Here is an 18097-nt window from a genome sequence, read left to right as displayed (position 1 = left end):
GTTATCTCCGGTTCGGGTTGAAGGTGACGGGCAGCGCGGCCCAGCACGCGTCATAAGCAGATTGTAGTTGCGGGCAGTCCAGGGCGAAGCGGGTCGGGCGCAGCACTTGGCTGGTCTCGAACATGAACGCCATGGTGTCATCGATCTTGTGCGGGGCCAGCTCGACATTGATCGCCTTGGTACAGGTCTCGCCATCCGGCCCGTGGGCGCTCATGCAACTGTGCAGCGACGCGCCGCCGGGCAGGAAACCTTCGGCCTTGGCGTCGTAGGCGCCGTGGATCAGGCCCATGTATTCGTTCATCAGGTTACGGTGGAACCACGGCGGCCGGAAGGTGTTCTCGGCCACCATCCAGCGCGGCGGGAAGATCACGAAATCGAGGTTGGCCAGGCCGTGTACGCTGGTCGGCGAGGTCAATACGGTGAAGATCGACGGGTCGGGGTGATCAAAGCTCACGGTGCCAATCGTATTGAACCGGCGCAGGTCGTATTTGTACGGCACGTTGTTGCCATGCCAGGCGACGACATTGAGGGGCGAATGGTCGAGCTCGCAGGCCCACAGTTCGCCGAGAAATTTCTGCACCAGCGTTGTCGGCTGCTTGCGGTCTTCGTAGTGGGCAACCGGGGTGAGAAAGTCACGCGGATTGGCCAGGCCGTTGCTGCCGATCGGGCCGAGGTCGGGCAGGCGCAACGGGGCGCCGTGGTTTTCCGCGACATACCCGCGCGCTTGCGCATCCAGCAGTTCGACGCGAAATTTCAGGCCGCGTGGCAGCACGACGATTTCCAACGGTTCGACTTCCAGCACGCCGAGTTCACTGGCGATGCGCAAACGGCCCTGCTCAGGGACGATCAACAACTCGCCATCGGCGTTGAAGAACACGCGCTCCATCGAACGGTTGGCACAGTAATGGTAAATGCTGATGCCCGACGGTTGGTCCGCCCCGGCATTGGCCACCATGCCGACCAGGCCATCGACGAAGTCGGTCGGCTCGCTCGGCAACGCCAACGGGTTCCAGCGCAGCCGATTCGGCGTCACCGCGCCCAGCGGCCCACCCGCCAGTTGCCGCTCCAGTTTGACGAACGCCGGATGATTGGCCGACGGCTGAATGCGGTACAGCCAGGTGCGACGCGCTTCGCTGCGCAGCATGGTGAAGGCCGTGCCGGAGAACAGTTCGGTGTACAGGCCGTAAGGGGCTTTTTGCGGGGAATTCTGGCCGACCGGCAGCGCGCCGGGCAGGGCTTCGCTGGCGAATTCATTACCGAAGCCCGACAGGTATTCGAGGTTCATGGATCATCCTCTGACGGAAGTTGTTTTTATCGTAATCCAGTTACGCATAACGTAATTTGATCACTGTCGACCGTCAAGCTATAAAGACGCCCACTCATCTCTCGGATTCCCGTTGCCCCATGGAAAAGCCCCGCGACACCGGTAAACAAAAAGTCCGCTCGGCCGAAGTGGGCACCGACATCCTCAAGGCCCTGGCCGAACTGTCGCCCTCCACGTCGCTGTCGCGCCTGGCCGAGCATGTGCAGATGCCGGCGAGCAAGGTTCACCGCTATCTCCAGGCCCTGATCGCCTCGGGCTTCGCCGAGCAGAACAGCACCACCAACCATTACGGCCTGGGCCGCGAAGCATTGCGCGTGGGCCTCGCCGCGCTGGGCAGCATGGACGTGCTCAAAGTCGGCGCCCTGCCCCTGGCCGAGCTGCGTGATGAGTTGAATGAAACCTGCTTCCTGGCGGTGTGGGGCAACCAGGGCGCGACCGTGGTGCAGATCGAACCGGCGGTGCGCGCGGTAACGGTAGTGACGCAACTGGGCTCGGTGTTGCCGCTGCTCAGTTCGTCGACCGGGCTGGTGTTCAGTGCCTTTTTGCCGTCGCGAGAAACCGTCGAATTGCGCGAGCGCGAGATCCAGGCCGGCATCGCACACGCCCTGGCGGACGACCAGGCCTACGCCAGCGCGTGCGAACAGATCCGCGCACGTGGCTTGCACTTTGTGCATGGCCTGCTGATGCCCGGTGTGGATGCGTTGTCGGCGCCGGTGTTCAACGCGGTCGGCCAGGTCGCGGCGGTGATGACCGTGGTTGGCCCCACCTCGCTGTTCCATGCCGATGAAGATGGCCCGGCGGCGCAGCGCTTGCTGGCGGCGACCCGGGCGGTGAGTTGGCGGATGGGCTACCAGCCCTGAATCAGTCGTGCCATTGCGTCAGGGCAACGGCCAGACGGTTCTCCAGGGCGCGGATCGGTGCCGCGTCGCTCAGGTAGTTGTTGCTGATCATCGAAAACACCAGGCGCCGCCCGTGGGCATCAGTGATGTAACCGCTCAATGACGACACGCCGCCCATGGAGCCGGTCTTGGCGTGCAAGTTGTTTTGCGCTGGCGTGCCGCGCAGGCGATAACGCAGGCTGCCGCCGCTGATGCGCTCGGGGTTGCCGGCAATCGGCAAGGCGTTGTACCAAGCCTCGAACCACGGCTGTTTGGATGTCGCTAACAGCAGGTCGGTGAGCGTCTGCGCCGACACCAGATTGCGCCGCGACAAACCCGAACCGTCCACCTGATTCAGGCTCGCCGGGTCCAACCCCTGGCGCTGCATGAAGGCCGCCACCGCCGCCACGCCCGCCTGCGCGGTTCCTGCGTTCGCGGTCTTGCGGCCCATGGCCTTGAGCAAGGCTTCGGACATGTTGTTGTTCGAGAGTTTGAGCAGCGGCGTGATCAGTTCCTGCAACGGGGCCGATTGATGCTCCGCCAGCAGCCTGGCCGTCGCCGGGCTTGCCCCCCCGATCACGCGCCGGCCCAGCACCTGGATGCCCTGCTGCGCCAATGCCTGTTCAAACAGATTGGCCACCAGTTGCGTCGGCTCCCACACACTCACCCATTGCCGACTGTGCTTGCCCGGCGCCAGCGCACCCGTGAGTTGCAGCAGGTTGGTGCCGTGCTGGCGGGTAATCCCATAGCTGTTGCCGGAGCCGCTCACCGCACGGTTGCTCAGTTGCACGTAATCAGTGGCCGGGCTGATCGCCACACTGACCGGCTGGCCGGGGCTCACTGGCGCCGTGGCCGTGACGATCAACGTGCCCGCATCAAAATCGGAATTGGGCGACACGGTCAGCGCCGAAATCTGCGCGCCATAGTAGGTGCTTTCATCGTCCTGAGCCCAATCCACGCCGAGGCGCTGCGCATCGAACCAGCTGTCGTCAAACACCAGGTCGCCCTGCACCTGACGCACGCCCTGGCTGGCCAGTTGCGCGGCGAGTGCCTGGTAATCGGCGAACTGCGTGGTCGGGTCGCCCAGGCCGCGCAGGTACAGGTTGCCGCTCAGGCGCTCGCCTTGCTGCGTGCCGTCGCTCAGCAGTTGGGTGGAAAACCGATACTGCGGGCCCAGCACATCCATCGCCGCCGCGGTGGTCAGCAGCTTGAGGTTGGAGGCCGGCACCAACCGCGTGCGCGGGTTGTGTTGATAGAGCGTGTCGCCGCTGCGGGCGTCGCGCACCATGACCGAAACCGTGGCGCCGTTCAGGGCCGGGTCGGCCAACAGGTGGTCCAGGGTTGAAGAGTTGGAGGTCGACGAAACGCTGGCGCAGCCACCCAGTAAAAAGCTCAAGCAGACCAGCATCGCGCCGGTGTGTAACCTTCGTCCAAACTGCATCAATACCGTTTTCCACAAAGCCATCAGTGGCGGCAACGCTAACAGCTCATGCCGTTTGTGGCGAGGGAGCTTGCTCCCGCTGGGGGACGAAGCGCCCCTGACAGGCTCGACAACCGCCCTCGCCACAGGCTCAAAACTCCAACGTACTGGACACCGACACCTGCCGCGCATCCCCCATCGACACAAACACCGAGCTGGCGGCCGAGGTGTAGTAGGTGCGATCGAACAAGTTCTTCACGTTGACCTGAAACTTGACCTTCTGCCCTTCGATTTTAGTGTCGTAGCTGGCAAACAGATCAGCCACGGTATACCCCGGCAGATTGAAGCTGTTCTTGGCATCGCCTTCGCGCTGGCCGACGTAACGCGCACCGGCACCGACGCGCAGATCATCGCCGCCGAGCAGGCTGCCGACGTCATACACCGCCGACAACGAACCGGTGTGCTTGGCCACGTTCTGCAGGCGCTTGCCTTGCAGCGCCGGGTCCTTGGTGACTTCAGCATCGGTAAAGGCATAGCTGCCGATCAGGCTCCAGCGGTCGCTGAGCTGGCCGCTGGCGTCCAGTTCCAGGCCACGGGAGCGCACTTCGCCCGCCACGCTGTAGACGGTTTCCCCACTGACGGTCTCGGACACCAACACATTGCGCTTGGTGATATCGAACAATGCCGCACTGGCGGTGATACGCCCCGGCATATCGAGCTTGGTTCCCAGCTCCCAGGCCTTGGATTCTTCCGGCTGCAGGTTGCCCTGGAGCACGCTGCCATCGTTCAGCGCGGCAATGGTCGAGTTGGGTTTGAACGACTCGGTGTAGCTGCCGTAAAACGACAGTTCGTCCGTGTAGCGGTACACCAGGCCAGCACGCGGCACCCATTTCTGGCCATTGCCGTCGGTATTGGCCTTGAACGGCACGCCTTTGCCGGCGTATTGGTCGTACATCTGATAGCGCGCGCCGGCCACCAGGATCCACTGGTCGGTCAGGTGGATGGCGTCCTGCAAGAACAGCGAATCACTGCGCAGCAAGTCGGTCTGCGCGCTGTCCTTGGCGCTCACCGTGGTGCCTTGCACATCGTTGCCATACACCGGGTTGACGTAGCTGAAGGCACTGCGCTGCGACTGACGGATCAGTTCGGCGCGATAGATCTTGCGGTACTCATCGTCGAGGCCGAACACCAGATCATGCTGCATGCCGCCGAGCTTGACCTTGCCTTCCAAACTGGCCGTGGCGAAGCGGTCGGTGGTCAATGCGCCACGCGTACCGTCCATGCTGCGGGTCAAGGTGCCGTCGGTATTGACCGAGGCGATGCGGACCTGGCTGGCGTCGTAGGTCTCGCGGTTCCAGCTGTAGCCGACGTGCGCCGTCCAGTCGTCGTTCAGCTCGTGATCGGCCTCGAAGCGATACAGGTCGGAGCGGCCTTCCATGTTGTTGAACGGCTCATCCAGGCGCCGGGTGGCGGGGATGTCCAACGGGTGATTGGTCTTGGGGTCGATGGCGGTGCCACGGTCGAACGGCGAGAGAAACTCGCGGTGCTCATAAGCGAACACCACCTTGGTGGTATCGCCATACCAGGCCAGGGACGGCGCGATCATGCTCTCGCGGTGCGTGCCGAAGTTGCGCCAGTAATCTTCGTCCTCGTGGTCGACGATCAAGCGGTACGCCAAGCCGCTGTCACCGATGGGGCCCGTGGTGTCGAGGTTGCCACCGCTGCCGTTCTTGCCGTTGCCGAAGGTGGAGCCACGGACGGTCAAGGAGGTGGACTGCACCAACTGCGGCTTTTTGCTGACGATATTGACCACGCCTCCCGGGTCCTGGATGCCATACAGCAGCGACGACGGACCCTTGAGCACTTCAACCCGTTCAGCCGTAGAGTTCAGCGCCCGGCCCTGCACAATCGGCATGCCGTCGCGCATGATCGAGCCGTTACGGTTGTCGCCAAAGCCGCGCAGCATCACCGCATCCTGGGTGCTGCCGAGGGTGTTGGCCTGGGTGATGCCGCTGACATTGGCCAGGGCGTCATCCAGGTTGCGCGGCTGTTGATCGCGCAACACTTGGGCGGGCACTACGTTGACGGTTTGCGGGGTCTCCAGCAGCAGACCACGCGAACGCATCACCGAGCTGGTGGGCGGCGGCTGGTAGCTGGTGCTGTCGGCGGGCTCGGCGACCGCGCTGATGGTGGTGGCGCCCAGGTTCAGCGCGCCGTCGCTGGGCGCGGGCTCCAGGGCCAGCGTGCGGGCGTCGATCTGGCGGAAGGTAAAACCGGAGCCGCCCAACAGGCGTTGCAGGGCCTGGGTCGCGCTCATCTGGCCGCTGACGGCCGGAGCGTTGAGACCGTAAGGGGCTTCGTCGGTATAGATCACGCTGAGCCCGGTGACCCGGCTGAAATCGCTGAGCGCCTGGGGCAGCGGCTTGGCCGCCAGGGCAAAGTTGAACTGGGCGCTTTGTTGTTCCTGCGCCTGCGCCACACTCAGAGGCAGCAGCGCCAGCCCCGATACCGTCAAGACCGAGGCTCCCAGCCACTGTTTAACCCAACCGCCCGCCGTCGATTTCATGCTGTGAGAATCCGTGTAGAAAAACGCTGTTAATGCGAATTAGTCGCAGTTTCAAGCACTACACGGATGGGCGCTGGGTTTACCTCACCTCAGGTTGAAAATAATTTGGATTTATTGCGCCTGAATGCAAAAACCCAAGCGCGGGAAGTGAACATGCACGGTGCCGCCGCGTTCGTCGGTACGGCGCAGGATCAGTTCTTCGCGGCCGGCAAATAGCAACTCACCGGCCACCGGGTCGGTGCCGTAGTCGGTGGCCGCAATGTTCACCGGCTGGCCGGCCGTGAAGCCATTCAAATCCTCGAACACTTCATCGGGCAACGCCGCCGGGGTGGCATGACGCGCCACGTCCAGGGCTTGCTCGGTGCTCATCTCGGCGGCGGTGCCATGACCAAAGCTCAGTACCCGGTCGAGCCAGGTGGCGACGGCGGGATACGCGTCGACCAACGGCGCGGTCACCGGCGAGCCTTTGAGGAACCATAGCGGATGGGCCAGGGCAAAGTCGGCAATCGACGGCTCACCGAACAGAAAATCGCCCTCTTGGTGCTGCAATTGCTGGTCGATACGGCTGATGATCGCCGGCCATTGATGCTTGGCTTGCTCCACATGCAGGCGGGCAGCGGTGCCGCCGCTGAACAGCTTGGCGCGGTCGGCCACCAGCACTTTGAGCATTTCGGGCGGGACTTTGGCGAACTTGGCCGCCAGGGATTCAGGCTGGAACACCAACGCCACGGCATGGGCGAACACCACCGAATCGGCCCAGGCGGCGAAACCCTGGGTGACCAGTTCCAGGCCTTGGGGAAACAGCGCCGGCCCGGCTTTTTCCTGCTCCAGGCGGTGGGCGATCAGTGCCGTGTCACAGTAGATATCGGCGCCGGCCTGCAGCACCGGGGTCTTGCGGTAGCCGCCGGTGAGGGCCACCAGGTCCGGCTTGGGCATCACCGGCGAGATCAGCACCGAGCGCCAGGACAAGCCCTTGAAGCCCAGGAGCAGGCGGGCTTTTTCAGCGAAAGGCGACTGCGGGTAGTGGTGCAGGATCAATTCAGACATACCAGGCTCCGCTCAATGAAATGAGCGGTCAGCTTAGCCTGCAAAACTGCGCAGGGGTGAGATAGGCGCCCATCAATCAGATCAATGCGCCACTCGCCGCCAGGCACTCCTTGGCGCTCTTCTTCAATTTTTTGATCAGGCGCTCCTGGCGCAGCGCCTCGCCTTTGCTGGCGCACTGCTCGGTGTACACCAGCGCGACGGCCGGGCTGGAGAGGAAAAACCGCGCGCCCTTGCCGCTTTGATGGGAGGCAAACCGGCGCACCGGGTCATTGCTGATGCCGCAATACAGCGAACCGTTGGCGGCACGCACTAGGTAAACGAACCAGGGTTTGGCTTCAGAAAGATCAGTCACGGGTCGATTCGGCAAACCAGAGGAGCGCCAATCTTATCAACGACTCGCCTGAAATGCCCTCAGGCCTTTGAGCGCCTGGGCGCGCACGGCGTTTTTCAGCGCGGGCGACCAGCCCAGCAGCAACCCCTTGATGCCCAGGGCCTGGCGCGACCAGCGCCACAGGTCGAAGTGGTCGTGGTGTTCGCAGATCTTGCCGTCGCGAAACACGAAGCGCGCGCCGATGTCGTTGACCACCGTGTTGCCGGTCGCGCTGAACAGGTACGTCGCCACCCAATGCGCGCTGCCGGTGCTGTCATCACTGCGCACGTGGTCGAAGCTCAGGGAAAAATCCTTGGCCCGCGTGGTGAGCATGCGCCACATATCCCCGGCATCACGCCCGCGCAGTTCGCCGAACGCCGGGTCGCTGAACACCACGTCGTCGGTGTAGCAGGCGGCCATGGCTTGCGCATCAAGGCGCTGGAACGCGCGGTAGAACTCGCTGATCAGGGCGTTATGGGCATCACTCATGGGCAGGCTCCGCTGGCGTCGAAAAGATAGCGCACGATAAGCCGCCCGCAGCGCCAAGGCTACCAACATTCGCCGGGTAAATAAGCCGCTGACCGCTGCGGGCTCAGGGCACCATGCCACTGCTGCGGGCGTAGGCGAACAAATCCACATCGGTGGAAATGCACAGCCGGGTCATCGCGGTGCTTTTCTGCTTGCTGATGGTCGAGATGCTGCGGTTGACCCGCGCCGCGATCTGGCTGACGGTCATGCCGCTGGCGAGCATGCGCACCACTTCGCGCTCCTTGCCGGACAACTGCGGCACCGCTTGCTGATCGCCCGTCCCGGCCTCGGCCAGTTGCGCACGCAAACATTCGCTGACGAAGGTGCGCCCTTCAATGACGGCGGCAATCGCCAGGGGCAGTTCGCGGGCCGACGCGCTTTTGGCCAGGATCGCCCGGGCGCCCTGGGCAAACGATTCGCGCAGTGTGGCGACGTTGGCAAACATGGTCACCAGAATCACCGGCAAGTCCGGATGCCGGCGCCGCATCAGGCCCAGCAAGCCATAGCCGTCGGCTTGCTGGTTACCCGGCATGGCGAAGTCCGTCACCAGGATGTCGCACGGTGTGCTGTCCATCAGCGCCAGCAACTGATCCGGGCCGTCGGCCTCGGCGACGACTTTGCACCGGCCGTTGGCTTCTATCACCACTTTCTGCCCGATACGCACGATGGGATGATCGTCAGCAATAATTACGCGAAGCATGAGCACCACCATGATGGCAACTTGAATCCGCGCAAAGTACTCCCGGATCGGATCAGCAACAACCGCCCCGCAAAGCCGTAATGGCAGATAGCCCAGCAATCTATGGGAGCAGGATTTTGCCCCACAGAAAAAAAAGAAATTGCTCACTCTGACGACCTACAGAAGTCATCGCCTATAGCTGTCATCCATTTCCTAGCAGCGACAAATACTTCAAATACCCGATCAAGTCGCGGCGCAATGCAAGCAAGTGCTCAAGGTGTACGGCCACCCCATCGCGATTGATCGCCTCGATCAACTGGTGACCGCGCACCTCCAGCGGTGTGGCGCCGAAGAACGCCACGCTGCCGATCAATCGATGCAAGTGCTCGACCGTTGTCTGCGCTTGCAGGCAGTCGGTGGCCTGGGCCAGTGCATGCAGATCGAGCTCGGCTTCATGCACCAGGCTCGCCAGGATGGCGGGCAGCGCCTCAGTGCAACCGAACATTTGCCCCAAGCGGGCTCGACTCGGCCAGCGCTCCTCGACCGCCATGACCGGCTGCGCAGCCTCGCTGATGCGCGGGCCGGGCAGCCAGTCGCCGAGCACTTGACGCAGTTGTTGAAAGGTCACGGGTTTGGCCAGCCAGGCATCCATGCCGGCGGCCTGGCACTGCTCGATTTCGCGCGGTCCCAGCGTGCCGGTGAAGGCGATGACCGGCACGCGCTCCGTACCCGCGCGCTGTTCCCGGCAACGCAGTTCACGGGTCATGGCATAGCCGTCCATCACCGGCATCCGGCAGTCGCTGAAAATCAGGTCGACGCGGGTGACATCCAGAATCGCCAGCGCGGCCTGGCCCTGCACACACACTGCAAAGGCCAGCCCCAATCGCTCCAACATCGCGCCCATCAGCAGGCAGTATGCGGGGTGATCGTCCACCAACAGCACCGTGAGTTCGCGCCAATGCCGCGTCAATGGGGGCTGCGCGCCCAGGTCATCCCCTGCTCGGTCGCCTGGGATAGGGCCTGATGACATGACTACCTCAACTTCAAGAAGCGCGCGGCGCCGGGATCGACAACCTCGACGGCCGACAGAACCTGCGCCGACAGATGGGCGAGGGTTCAAGCGCTGATGCTCACATCCGTTCGAATGGGCCGTGAAGTTGTATCGGCGGGGAAGCTATTCGAAATAGGGTGGCCAAGCGATACAACAACTACGAAATCCATATATTTCCTACAGACACCAAAACGAGTTCCGACAAGTCGATTGTGCGTGTGCGACATCCGCCCAATGTCGTATTTGTTGTATTTGCCAGACGCCCTCCCCCCGATAAATTGCCCGGCATCCCAAGAGCGGGACGCGACCGGCCATTCCAGTCGGTCGCAACGCAACTGCCAAAGGGCCCCCAGCCTCTTGGCAGTCAGCTTTGCACCGGAAGCGTTATCACATGAAAAAGTCCCTAGCCGCCCTCACTGCCGCCATCGCCCTTGTCGGCAGCGGCATGACGTTCGCCGCCAGTACCGTGGACCTGACGGTCACCGGCTTGATTACCCCAAGCGCCTGCACGCCGACACTGTCCGGTAGTGGCAAGGTGGATCACGGCAAGATCGCGGCAAAAGACCTCAACCCCACCGCCCCGACCATCCTGCCCACCGCCCGGTTGCAATTGAGCGTGGACTGCGAGGCCCAGACCCTGTTTGCGTTGCGCAGCACCGACAACCGTCCCGGCTCGTCAATGGACGGCCAAGGCGGCAGCGGCTACGGCTTGGGCCTGATCAACAACCTGCAGAAAATCGGCATTTTCTGGATCTCCCTCAGAGACCCGGTGGCCGATAACGTCGCCGTCGAGCCGATCGAATCGTTGGATGGCGTGAGCTGGAGTGCCATCGACGATGTGATGTGGATGAGTGAAAAGCTGGCGGCGTTTGGCGACGGCTCGACAGGCCAGAACCGTAAGCCGATCCCGATCAAGAACGTGGTCACCGAGATGCTGATCGACACCACGATCGCCGCCGCCAACAACCTGGACCTGAGCAACGAAGTACTGATCGACGGCTCCGCCACGATCGAAGTCAAGTACCTGTAACTCATCGTCCACGCAGGGCATTGCCCACAGAGGTTGTTCATACCATGGATAAATATTTCCCCGCCCTGCTGGCGAGCCTGCTGCTGGCGAACGTGTCCAGCGCGTTGGCGGCCAGCCAGATCGACCTGAGCGTGACCGGCGTCATCACCCCCAAAGCCTGCACGCCGGGCTTGTCGGATGGCGGCACCGTCGACCACGGCAAGCTGACCTCGCGCGACCTCAACCAAGACAGACACACGCTGCTGCCCCGCAACACCCTGCGCCTGAACGTGCAGTGCGAAGGCTCGACGTTCTTTGCCTTGACCACCATCGACAACCGCCACGGCACAGCGGTGATTCCCAACCACCACGGCCTGGGCACGACCCCCAACGACGAGAACCTGGGCAGCGTTTCGCTGACGTTGAACAACCCCGTGGCAGACACCCAGGCCGTGCGCACCATCGTGTCCCTGGATGGCGGCACCACCTGGGCGCCCGGTACGCAGTTGGGCCACCTCAACCTGCTCGCGGTGGCCGCAGCAGACAACACCACTCAGCCAATGGCGGTGACGGTCTTCGACGCGGACATCGTGCTCTACACCCGAATTGCCCGCGCCGATGGCCTGACCCTCACCGACGAAGTCAACGTCGACGGGCACGCGACCCTTGAGATGAAGTACCTGTAACACCGTAAGCCCCTGTCCCTCCCTGGACACCCTGTATTCCTATCCATCCCTGGAGCTTCACCCGTCATGAAAAAACTACTGCACACCAGCATTGCCGGTGTACTGATCGGCTGCGCCTTCCCGGCATTTGCCGCCTCCACCGTCGACCTGGCTGTAACTGGCCTGATCGTGCCGTCGGCGTGTACGCCAAGCCTGTCGGCCAACACCGTCGACGTGGGCCGGGTTTCGGTCAAGGACCTTAACCAGGACAGCCGAACCCAACTGACCCCGACCACCCTGCAATTGGGCATCGACTGCGAGTCAGCGACGCTGTTTGCCATGCAGACCACCGACAACCGTGCCGACTCCGGCGCCCACGCTGAATATGGTATCGGCAAGACGATCCCCGGTGAGCGTATCGGCGGTTACTACATGACCCTCGACAAAGGGGTCGCCGATGGGGCTACCGTCACGCCTATCTTCTCGATCGACGGCACCACCTGGGGCACCATGCGTCCGGATGATGCCTGGACAACAACCTTTATGGTTTCGATCCGCGACCCCGGCGCAGCGCGAGTCCCTGTCCCTGCCAAAAACACGCAGATGGCGCTCTCGGTACTCCCGTTCATCCTCCCGGCAAAGAACGTGACCATCACCGAAGACACCCCGATAGACGGCTCGGCCACGATCGAAGTCAAGTACCTGTAACGCCGTGACCTCACTCAATCCGCCAAGAGCATTCCCGTCATGAAGACCCCGATAAAAACCCTGATCGCCGGCTGCCTGATCGGCAGTTTTTCACCGGCATTTGCCGCCTCCACCGTCGACCTGACCGTCAAGGGTCTGATCGTGCCGTCGGCGTGTACGCCAACCCTCTCGGCCAACACCGTCGACGTGGGCCGGGTTTCGGTCAAGGACCTTAACCAGGACAGCCGAACCCTACTGACCCCGACCACCTTGACGCTGAGCGTTAACTGCTTGTCCCCAACGCTGTTCGCCATGAAAGCCACCGATAACCGCGCCGATTCCTCAATCACCGTCAGCGAATTTGGCGTCGGCAAGACCGCTACCGGTGAGCATATCGGCGGCTATATTTTGTTGCTCGACAACGCCATAGCCGATACGGCTACCGTCCTGCCTATCGCTTCCGTCGATAACGGCACCACCTGGTCCCGTCAATGGAATGACGACGCATGGGCCACCTCGGTCCTGCTTTCGATCAAGGCAGCCAGCGGGGCGTTGATACCTATCCCGGCCCAAAACACGCAGATGGCGCTCTCGGTCAACCCGTTCATCAACCCGGCAAAGAACGTGACCATCACCGAAGACACCCCGATCGACGGCTCGGCCACGATCGAAGTCAAGTACCTGTAACCCACCGCCTTGCCCGATGCCCGTACCACCCGTTCAACACCAGGTAGCTCCCCCCATGAACCTGCTTACTCGTTTGCCGACATTCGCCTTTATGTTCACGGCGGCGCCCTTGGCCTTCGCCCTCTCCATTGTGGAGTTGGAGGTCAACGGCCGAATCACCCCCAGCGCATGCAACGTATCGCTGTCGGACAACGGCCTGGTCGAGCACGGCAAGATCCTGGCGACGACGCTCAACGCCAGCGAGTTCACGGTGTTGCCGAACCAGCTAATGGGCTTGAGCATCAGTTGCGAAGGCCCGGTGTTGTTCGCCTTGGTGGGCATCGATAACAAGCGCGAGTCATCGCTGGCGCCGGATTATTTTTATGGGCTGGGCATGAACCCCCACGCACCCGGCGAACGCCTGGGCTCGGTCAGCCTCTCGCTGCGTGGGCCGGTAGGCGACTCGCAGTCGATGCAAACCCTGACCTCATCCGACAACGGCGGCACATGGTCACCGGAGCCTTACGTGTATCCGGGCCTGTTCATGGGCTTTGCCCGCGTCGGCGACACGCTGCCCGCGCCGATCCGGCAATTGGTGGCCTCCCTGCGGGTCGACACCTCGATCAGCCCGGCCAACACCCTGACGCTCCAAGAAGAGGTGCCCCTCGATGGCTCGATCACGCTGGACCTGCGTTACCTCTAACACCGCACCGCCGACGCCCCGGTCACGCACCGTGCGCTCGGCGGCCCATTTGAAGAGCCCTGCTATGAACCTGATTTTTTCCGTTTGGCGCGCAATGCCGCGCCTCTGCTGCGTGGCATTGGCCGTACTCGGCGCCAGCGTCGCGCGTGCCGACGGCATGGTCCCGGACACCTCGGTGGTGATCGTCAACGAGGCCGATGGCGAGGCCACGGTCTCGGTCACCAACACCGACAACAAAATGGCCCTGCTGCACGTAACCCTCGAAAACATCCCCGAGGACACGGACACGCTGTTGTTCGTGACCCCGCCGCTGACACGGGTCGAGGCGTCCAAGAGCCAATTGGTGCGGTTCATCCTGCAAACGCAGGCGCCGCTGAAAACCCAACGCCTCAAACGCGTGATTTTCGAAGGCATGCCCGCCCAGCGCGACCCGGCCAAGGCCGGGCATGCCCAAGTGGGCGTGACAGTCCGCCAGAACCTGCCGGTGATCATTCACCCCAAGGGGCTGGCGCCCAATCGCACGCCGTGGCTGGGCCTGGAATGGACCTTGAAGGCCGATCAACTCAGCGTCCACAACCCCTCCCCGTATGTGGTGCGCCTGGCCCAGGAGCTGCAACTGCTACCCGGCAACGCTTCGGCGATGCTGCCACGCACGTACCTGCTGCCGGGTGAAACGCTGACCGTCACCGCCAACGGGGCCAGGGCCGGGGCCACCACCGTGCGCCTGCAACCCGCCACGGTGTACGGCTTTGCAGTCGCGCCCCACGACGCGCCCATAACCCTGTGATGCGACGGCGCCCAGGGATGCAACGGCGCCTCTATAACGAAGTGGCCGCCTACTGAAGGCCACCGGGAAGGTCTGGCGCGATAAGGAATCGAGTCGGGCACTTCCATTATCTGAGTGCATTTGTGTGAACACAGTCATCCATTTCCGTGACGGCAAAGCCGTGCCTGGCGTTTCACCGCGCCTGGCATTGCTGGTGCTGACGCTCAGTCAGGGGCTGCTGACGAACCTGGCATGGGCACAAACGCCGTCGTCGACAGGTTCGTTTGACCCACAGACCCTGCTCCAGCGCGGCATCGACCCTGAACTCGCCAGCCTGCTGATGCAGGCCCCGCGTTTTACCCAAGGCCGCCATGCGCTCAACCTGACGGTCAACGGCCAGCGGCGCGGGCGCGTCGATGTCAGCGTGGATCAGCACGGCGCCACCTGCTTCGACCCGCCGCTGCTGGACGCCGCGCAGTTGGTAACGCCGTCATCGGGCCCGGCGCAGGAAAGCCGTTGCTACGACTTTCTGCAGCAATACCCGCAAACCGTGATCGAGCATGACCCGGCCAACCTGAGCCTGAACCTGGTGGTGCCCACCCAGGCCCTGCGCCCGGTCACCCAGGACATTTCCGGCTATCAGACCGGCGGGTTTGCCGCGCTGCTCAACTACGACGTAACCGGCCTGTACAACCACTACGGCGACGACTCCAGCCGTTTCGGCTCGGCCAATACCGAGGTCGGTTTCAACGCCGGCGACTGGATCGTGCGCAGCCGCCAGGTGCAGACCTGGCAAGACAGCAGCTCAAGCACCACCCACCTGGACGCCTACGCCCAGCGCACCTTCGCCAGCCATCAAGCGGTGTTGCAGGCCGGGCAGATCAACCTCTACAACCCGGTGCTCGCCGGTGCGCAAATCACCGGCGTGCAAGTGCTCACCGAACAGGCCCTGCAAGACCAGAACCAGAGCGCGACCATCAACGGCATCGCCAACGGCCCGGCCCAGGTGGAAGTGCGCCAGAACGGTACGTTGATTCACTCCACGGTGGTGCCCGCCGGCCCGTTCAGCTTGAGCAATGTGCCGCGCCTGAATGGGCGCTCCGACGTCGAAGTCACGGTTAAGGAAACCACCGGCGAAGAACGGCGCTTCACCGTGCCCGCCGCCATGCTCGGCCTGGGCCTGCCCGCGCCCGGTTACTCGGTGGCGGCCGGGCAGGTGCGCAATATCGGCGACGGCCCGGGCGCCGAACCCTGGGTGGTGAGTGCTGGCTGGAGCGCCGCGCCGCATCCGCAGGTGAGCTTCGGCAGTGGGGTGTTGGCGGCCGAGGATTATCGCTCGGCGGGCCTGAGCCTGGGGCTGTTGCCTTGGCAGGACAGCCAGGTGCAAGTCGCCGTGGTCACCTCCGAAGCCTCGCGGCGTACCCAGGAGCGCGGTGTGCAGACCGACCTGTCGTGGTCGCAGAAACTGAGCGAACGCTGGGCCTTCACGGCGGCCAATTCCTGGCGCACCCAGGGCTATCGCGACCTCACCGAGTCGACCTATACCGCCGACACTCGCGAGCAGCAACGCGCGCGCTACCGCGACCAGCAGAGCGCAACCACCTCGTGGTCGCATCCGTGGCTGGGCGCCTTCAGCGCGGGGTTTTCGCGTTCGTCCTCGTTCCAGGGCGACAGCAGCAGCCGCGCCCTGGCCTCCTGGGGCACGCAAGTCGCCGGCATGTCGGTGTCCGCCACCGCCGAATGGCATGTGGGCGGGCGCCGCTATAACGACGACAGCCTGTACATGACGGTCAGCCTGCCCCTGGGCGAAAGCCGCCGTGGCCGCGCGTGGGTGCGCAATTCCGGTGGCGAGCACCGCACCGGGCTTGGGCTCAACGAACAGCTCAACGACCATTTGGCGTATCGGGTCGGCGTCGAACATGACACCCGCGACCGCGAGGTCGAGTCGTCCCTCGGCGTTTCGGCCCTGCCGTTCTACAGCCAGTTGGACTTCAACTACACCCGCTCCGACGCCGAACGCTCCAGCTACCAGGGCGGCGCACGCGGCGGCGTGGTGCTGCACGGCGACGGGTTGACGTTCTCGCCCTACCCGGTGCGCGACACCTTTGCCGTGCTGTCGGTGGGCGACATGGCCGGGATCAAGGTCAACACCCCCAGCGGTCCGGTGTGGACCGACTGGCAGGGCCAGGCCGTCGCGCCCCAGCTCAGCGCGTATGGGCGCAGCCCGCTGGAAGTGCAAACCCGCTCGCTGCCGCGCAATGCCGACATCCACAACGGGCTCGCGGTGGTGTCGGCAGGACGCGGCGCGGTCGACCGCATCGAGTTCGGCGTGTCCCTCACCCGCCGCGCCCTGCTGACCCTGGACACCCCGGTGCCACGCGGCTCGACCGTGACCACCGAGGACGGCGAGTTCATCACCCTGGTCCAGGAAGGCAACCAGGTGTTCTTGCCTGACGTCCTCGACACCCGCCCCCTGTGGATCAAAGCCGCCGGCCAGCCGCGCTGCCACTTGCGCTTTGAACTGCCGGCCAAGGCCGACCCCCACGTGTATTTCGAAACCGCACCGGCCCGTTGCCAGAGACCTTGAGGAATTCCCCATGAAACTTCAACCCTGCCTGGCAGCCCTGCTGCTGTGTACCGGCACCGCCCTGGCCCAGGACGACTGCCGCCTGGACCTGAGCGAATCGCGCCTGGATTTTGGCCTGATGAACCGCGCTATCGCGTCAACGCCGACGCCGGAGCGACTGCTCGGCGAACGGCGCCTGTCCTTGACCCTCAACTGCCCGGAAACCGGCGACATGAGCCTGTTCTACCGCGCCCTGGCCGCCGGCACCGAGCGTTTGCGCTTCACCGACGGCGGCAGTTACCGGGTGCAGGTGCATGACGCCGTGCTCGATGGCCGCGCGGTGCAACTGGGCTTGCTCGCCGGCCCGGGCCAGGCGCCCGCCCAGGTGGGGGCGAGCCTGACTTGGCGCGCCGACCACGGCATCGTCGCGCTGCACGACGGCCAGCCCGCCGCCGGACGCAGTTTTTCTGCACAACTGCAGGTCAGTGCCTGGGCCCGGGAAGAGGCGTTTCGGGTGCGCGATGCCGAGACCTGGGAAGCCTCGGCGCTGGTCGACGCACCCGCCTCCGGGCGCTCACGCGAGCTGCATCTGCAAGCGCGCTTCGCGCCGGCCGCCTGCACGCCAACCCTGGCCAACAACGGCACGGTGGACTTCGGCACGTTGTCGGTCAGCGACCTGAACCGCGACAAGGACACCGCCCTGCCCGCCCGCGCGCTGGGCCTCACGGTCACCTGTGACGGCCCGACCCGATTTGCCCTGGTCATGCACGACAACCGCGCCGGCTCTGCCACCGGCGGCATCGATGAAACGGCCTATGGTCTAAGCCTGGATGCACGCGGGCAGAAAATCGGCCGCTATTACTTGCTGGTCGACCCGGCCCGGGCGAGTGCCGACAACCTGCCCCAGTTGTATCGCACCGACTCGACCACGGGCGGCGCCGCCTGGAGCAGCGCCAGTGCCTCCCCCCTTCCCATCGGCGCACGCAGCCTCCTGGGGTTTACCGCCACGACCGGCAGCACCGAAGGCCCGAATACCCTGCAAAACCTCAGCGCGTTACTGAGCCTGAAAGCCTTTATCGCGCCGCTCGACAGCCTGGACCTGAGCAATGAAATAGCGCTCGACGGTTCGGCGACCCTGGAAATCACCTACTTATAAACACTATTGGAGACCC

Annotated in this window: 17 protein-coding genes; 9 read left to right on the top strand and 8 right to left on the bottom strand. The window is 63.8% G+C overall.

Annotated features, from left to right (window positions below; all coding sequences use genetic code 11):
- Position 1 precedes the first annotated feature (1 nt).
- Positions 2 to 1285: a homogentisate 1,2-dioxygenase gene (hmgA, locus tag ACS5Q8_RS05180; RefSeq protein WP_465159892.1), complete on the bottom strand. Its 1284-nt coding sequence runs from the start codon at positions 1283 to 1285 to the stop codon at positions 2 to 4.
- 119 nt (positions 1286 to 1404) lie between these two features.
- Between hmgA and ACS5Q8_RS05175 the strand changes: the two genes are divergently transcribed.
- Positions 1405 to 2184 (top strand): IclR family transcriptional regulator, encoded by a 780-nt coding sequence (locus tag ACS5Q8_RS05175; RefSeq protein ID WP_426099682.1) that lies wholly within the window; start codon positions 1405 to 1407, stop codon positions 2182 to 2184.
- A gap of 1 nt (position 2185) precedes the next feature.
- On the opposite strand, the gene dacB is transcribed toward ACS5Q8_RS05175, so the two are convergent.
- The 7 genes from dacB to ACS5Q8_RS05140 form a co-directional block, all read right to left on the bottom strand.
- Positions 2186 to 3643: a D-alanyl-D-alanine carboxypeptidase/D-alanyl-D-alanine endopeptidase gene (gene dacB, locus ACS5Q8_RS05170; RefSeq protein WP_465159891.1), complete on the bottom strand. Its 1458-nt coding sequence runs from the start codon at positions 3641 to 3643 to the stop codon at positions 2186 to 2188.
- A gap of 130 nt (positions 3644 to 3773) precedes the next feature.
- Positions 3774 to 6188: a TonB-dependent siderophore receptor gene (locus ACS5Q8_RS05165; protein ID WP_465159890.1), complete on the bottom strand. Its 2415-nt coding sequence runs from the start codon at positions 6186 to 6188 to the stop codon at positions 3774 to 3776.
- Positions 6189 to 6299: 111 nt separating this feature from the next.
- Positions 6300 to 7235, bottom strand: a complete 936-nt coding sequence (locus ACS5Q8_RS05160; RefSeq protein WP_465159889.1) for a glutathione S-transferase family protein — start codon at positions 7233 to 7235, stop codon at positions 6300 to 6302.
- 76 nt (positions 7236 to 7311) lie between these two features.
- Positions 7312 to 7587: a GIY-YIG nuclease family protein gene (locus ACS5Q8_RS05155; RefSeq protein ID WP_247407777.1), complete on the bottom strand. Its 276-nt coding sequence runs from the start codon at positions 7585 to 7587 to the stop codon at positions 7312 to 7314.
- Positions 7588 to 7623: 36 nt separating this feature from the next.
- Entirely contained in the window at positions 7624 to 8094 is a 471-nt protein-coding gene (locus ACS5Q8_RS05150) for a nuclear transport factor 2 family protein (RefSeq protein WP_443694648.1), read from the bottom strand.
- Positions 8095 to 8197: 103 nt separating this feature from the next.
- Positions 8198 to 8833 carry a response regulator gene (locus ACS5Q8_RS05145; protein WP_247407781.1) on the bottom strand — a complete coding sequence of 212 codons (636 nt, stop codon included), beginning with the start codon at positions 8831 to 8833 and terminating at the stop codon, positions 8198 to 8200.
- A 181-nt stretch (positions 8834 to 9014) separates the two neighbouring features.
- The gene (locus tag ACS5Q8_RS05140) at positions 9015 to 9842 is read right to left on the bottom strand and encodes a response regulator (RefSeq protein ID WP_443699776.1); all 828 of its coding nucleotides are present in this window, start codon (positions 9840 to 9842) and stop codon (positions 9015 to 9017) included.
- Between the two features lie 412 nt (positions 9843 to 10254).
- Between ACS5Q8_RS05140 and ACS5Q8_RS05135 the strand changes: the two genes are divergently transcribed.
- From ACS5Q8_RS05135 to ACS5Q8_RS05100, 8 genes are all read left to right on the top strand, one after another.
- The gene (locus ACS5Q8_RS05135; RefSeq protein WP_276196615.1) at positions 10255 to 10893 is read left to right on the top strand and encodes a DUF1120 domain-containing protein; all 639 of its coding nucleotides are present in this window, start codon (positions 10255 to 10257) and stop codon (positions 10891 to 10893) included.
- Positions 10894 to 10937: 44 nt separating this feature from the next.
- A complete protein-coding gene (locus ACS5Q8_RS05130) occupies positions 10938 to 11558 on the top strand; it encodes a DUF1120 domain-containing protein (protein WP_276196614.1) in 621 nt (206 codons plus the stop codon).
- A 66-nt stretch (positions 11559 to 11624) separates the two neighbouring features.
- Positions 11625 to 12245 (top strand): DUF1120 domain-containing protein, encoded by a 621-nt coding sequence (locus ACS5Q8_RS05125; protein WP_276196613.1) that lies wholly within the window; start codon positions 11625 to 11627, stop codon positions 12243 to 12245.
- A gap of 39 nt (positions 12246 to 12284) precedes the next feature.
- Positions 12285 to 12911 (top strand): DUF1120 domain-containing protein, encoded by a 627-nt coding sequence (locus ACS5Q8_RS05120; RefSeq protein ID WP_465159888.1) that lies wholly within the window; start codon positions 12285 to 12287, stop codon positions 12909 to 12911.
- Between the two features lie 55 nt (positions 12912 to 12966).
- Positions 12967 to 13593, top strand: a complete 627-nt coding sequence (locus ACS5Q8_RS05115) for a DUF1120 domain-containing protein (protein ID WP_465159887.1) — start codon at positions 12967 to 12969, stop codon at positions 13591 to 13593.
- 64 nt (positions 13594 to 13657) lie between these two features.
- The gene (locus ACS5Q8_RS05110) at positions 13658 to 14380 is read left to right on the top strand and encodes a fimbria/pilus chaperone family protein (protein ID WP_247406162.1); all 723 of its coding nucleotides are present in this window, start codon (positions 13658 to 13660) and stop codon (positions 14378 to 14380) included.
- A 124-nt stretch (positions 14381 to 14504) separates the two neighbouring features.
- A complete protein-coding gene (locus ACS5Q8_RS05105; protein WP_465159886.1) occupies positions 14505 to 16946 on the top strand; it encodes a fimbria/pilus outer membrane usher protein in 2442 nt (813 codons plus the stop codon).
- 10 nt (positions 16947 to 16956) lie between these two features.
- Positions 16957 to 18081: a DUF1120 domain-containing protein gene (locus tag ACS5Q8_RS05100; protein WP_465159885.1), complete on the top strand. Its 1125-nt coding sequence runs from the start codon at positions 16957 to 16959 to the stop codon at positions 18079 to 18081.
- The last annotated feature ends 16 nt before the right edge of the window (positions 18082 to 18097 follow it).

It is taken from the genome of Pseudomonas sp. PAMC25584 (assembly GCF_058135675.1).
The sequence above is the reverse complement of the archived record's forward strand: the minus strand, read 5'-3'. Positions and strand labels throughout refer to the sequence as shown.

Excerpts from the sequence above, each read along its gene's own strand:
- ACS5Q8_RS05110 (WP_247406162.1), top strand. The coding sequence starts at position 13,658 with ATGAACCTGATTTTTTCCGTTTGGCGCGCAATGCCGCGCCTCTGCTGC.
- ACS5Q8_RS05115 (WP_465159887.1), top strand. The coding sequence starts at position 12,967 with ATGAACCTGCTTACTCGTTTGCCGACATTCGCCTTTATGTTCACGGCG.
- ACS5Q8_RS05120 (WP_465159888.1), top strand. The coding sequence starts at position 12,285 with ATGAAGACCCCGATAAAAACCCTGATCGCCGGCTGCCTGATCGGCAGT.
- ACS5Q8_RS05160 (WP_465159889.1), bottom strand. The coding sequence starts at position 7,235 with ATGTCTGAATTGATCCTGCACCACTACCCGCAGTCGCCTTTCGCTGAA.
- ACS5Q8_RS05140 (WP_443699776.1), bottom strand. The coding sequence starts at position 9,842 with ATGTCATCAGGCCCTATCCCAGGCGACCGAGCAGGGGATGACCTGGGC.
- ACS5Q8_RS05150 (WP_443694648.1), bottom strand. The coding sequence starts at position 8,094 with ATGAGTGATGCCCATAACGCCCTGATCAGCGAGTTCTACCGCGCGTTC.
- ACS5Q8_RS05165 (WP_465159890.1), bottom strand. The coding sequence starts at position 6,188 with ATGAAATCGACGGCGGGCGGTTGGGTTAAACAGTGGCTGGGAGCCTCG.
- ACS5Q8_RS05125 (WP_276196613.1), top strand. The coding sequence starts at position 11,625 with ATGAAAAAACTACTGCACACCAGCATTGCCGGTGTACTGATCGGCTGC.
- ACS5Q8_RS05145 (WP_247407781.1), bottom strand. The coding sequence starts at position 8,833 with ATGCTTCGCGTAATTATTGCTGACGATCATCCCATCGTGCGTATCGGG.
- hmgA (WP_465159892.1), bottom strand. The coding sequence starts at position 1,285 with ATGAACCTCGAATACCTGTCGGGCTTCGGTAATGAATTCGCCAGCGAA.
- ACS5Q8_RS05100 (WP_465159885.1), top strand. The coding sequence starts at position 16,957 with ATGAAACTTCAACCCTGCCTGGCAGCCCTGCTGCTGTGTACCGGCACC.
- ACS5Q8_RS05130 (WP_276196614.1), top strand. The coding sequence starts at position 10,938 with ATGGATAAATATTTCCCCGCCCTGCTGGCGAGCCTGCTGCTGGCGAAC.
- dacB (WP_465159891.1), bottom strand. The coding sequence starts at position 3,643 with ATGCAGTTTGGACGAAGGTTACACACCGGCGCGATGCTGGTCTGCTTG.
- ACS5Q8_RS05175 (WP_426099682.1), top strand. The coding sequence starts at position 1,405 with ATGGAAAAGCCCCGCGACACCGGTAAACAAAAAGTCCGCTCGGCCGAA.
- ACS5Q8_RS05135 (WP_276196615.1), top strand. The coding sequence starts at position 10,255 with ATGAAAAAGTCCCTAGCCGCCCTCACTGCCGCCATCGCCCTTGTCGGC.